This is a genomic window from Candidatus Symbiopectobacterium sp. NZEC135, from assembly GCF_025962695.1.
Genome location: NZ_JAGFPF010000356.1, coordinates 1 through 1,652, shown reverse-complemented (window position 1 = coordinate 1,652; position 1,652 = coordinate 1). Strand labels below are relative to the sequence as shown.

Below are 1,652 nucleotides of genomic sequence, written 5' to 3'. Positions count from 1 at the left end.
CACTGCGGCGTAATTTGCAGGATAAAGATAAGCAAATCATCGTGACTATCCCTAAGTTGGGATACCGTTTTGGTGTGACCCCTTCTTTTGATGAGCCTCAGGCAGGTGTGGTGGAGGATGCTTTTAGCACTCACCCTGAAGTAGAAACCCTCTATACGGCGCAGTATGACACGTCGTGTGGGCAGTTTGTTTATGACAGAACCTCATTGATCAATCTGACATCCATTCCTGTCAATTCATTGGCGATTTCTCCTTGTGTCAGGCCAAAGAAAAAAAATATGCGTCTCAGGAATGCAGTGCTGGTTGTGGTGTTTATCATTACGGCTTACCTGTTATGGTATTTAACGAAAAATTCGATGACCTCGGGACATTCGGTTGTCATTGAGCAAGATGGTGAAGTTCACTCGTCGGAATGGACAAATCAACGCTAAACAGGCGCTCCTTGCCACCTTTTAAAGGTGGCGTTGGTCACTCTCTGCTAATGTCTAAAGCAATGCCATGATGGTGTTAAAATTTGTCCAGAACCGTATTCTCCTCATCCGTAGGGAAAAATATATCATTCATCATCGTCGTGTATAGGATATTAGTACCTGTAAGTTGCATGGCCCTTTTGTAGAGAATCGTATTCGCGTATTGCGCATGTGCGGGGTCCTTGCGCATCTTTGCGTTAGCGACATTTACTGCTCTACTCAGAGCCATTAACGTTAATGGTGAGTTGGGCGCAAGCGCTTTCAGTTTTTCCAGTATGCTTTGCAGATTGCCCTGCGGATGATTAACGCTAAGGTAGTGCAAAACCAGGGCGTCGAAGCCATCATTGTCTGGGCCAGGGACATGATTCGATACGGGATTAATTCCTTCGGGTTGGGTGCGTGATATCATCAATCTTCATCCTTGGCAGTGTATGTGAAAGTGGGTATAGCCTGTTGCAGCATGTCAATAATCTCTTGTAGCGTTGCTGGCGTTAATGCATCCAGTTGCTGTGTGAATTCCTGTGTTTCGCTATCAGCCTGTGTCATCCATTGCTGGCAAAGTGCTTGCGCAGGAAAGCGTAGTGCGTGCGAGCCACATTGCAGCGTAATGTGATTTTCATGAGTGGTTAAACACGTCAAATGTGGCGATAGGTCAGGTACCTCGGGCAAGATAAGCGTCATCGCATCGCTATGGCTGCAATGCGCGTTTAACTGTGTAACCACGTATTCAACGATGATCGGATCGTGCAAGGTTTGGGTCAGCGCCTTCTGCAAATGTTGGCGCTGCTCTGTCCAGCGTTGATGCTGTAGCGTTTCATAGTCGTTCAGCATGGAAAGCATTGTGGTGAAGAACAGTTTGAAACCTGCGGAAAATCCTTCCTTTTCTTTCTGCTTTTTTATCTCCTCGGATGTCTGCTTTTGTTCATCATAAATCTCATGGCAGCGGCGTAAGGTATGCTCAATGGCATTTTGGGAACGGCATTGTTGTTTACGATTTTTAGACCTAATCAGTACTGAGTCGCGGCACTCTTCAGGCAGTTCTGCCAGGGAAATTGTTCGCATAATGCGTGGCCATATTGAATAAGTTGAGATGATCGGGTGTAGGTGGCGCGTCTATTTTTGGGAGTTCAATGCCGGTGGGGAACAACAACATAAATCGTTGTTGCAGGGCCTGTGGAATCG

3 protein-coding genes and 1 pseudogene are annotated in these 1,652 nt (G+C 46.5%); 1 reads left to right on the top strand and 3 read right to left on the bottom strand.

What is annotated here, in order from left to right:
• Nucleotides 1-431 (top strand): annotated as a pseudogene (locus J5224_RS26800) (hypothetical protein); the annotation flags it as partial.
• A gap of 76 nt (nucleotides 432-507) precedes the next feature.
• Here the strand turns inward: J5224_RS26800 and J5224_RS26795 are convergent.
• The 3 genes from J5224_RS26795 to J5224_RS35885 are packed head-to-tail and all read right to left on the bottom strand — an operon-like array spanning nucleotide 508 to nucleotide 1,623.
• Nucleotides 508-879, bottom strand: a complete 372-nt coding sequence (locus J5224_RS26795; RefSeq protein WP_264628200.1) for a hypothetical protein — start codon at nucleotides 877-879, stop codon at nucleotides 508-510.
• Nucleotides 879-1,532 carry a hypothetical protein gene (locus J5224_RS26790; protein WP_264628199.1) on the bottom strand — a complete coding sequence of 218 codons (654 nt, stop codon included), beginning with the start codon at nucleotides 1,530-1,532 and terminating at the stop codon, nucleotides 879-881. The genes J5224_RS26795 and J5224_RS26790 overlap by 1 nt, the downstream gene beginning before the upstream one ends.
• Nucleotides 1,501-1,623 (bottom strand): hypothetical protein, encoded by a 123-nt coding sequence (locus tag J5224_RS35885; RefSeq protein WP_413544728.1) that lies wholly within the window; start codon nucleotides 1,621-1,623, stop codon nucleotides 1,501-1,503. Before J5224_RS35885 ends, J5224_RS26790 begins: the two co-directional genes overlap by 32 nt.
• Nucleotides 1,624-1,652 lie beyond the last annotated feature (29 nt).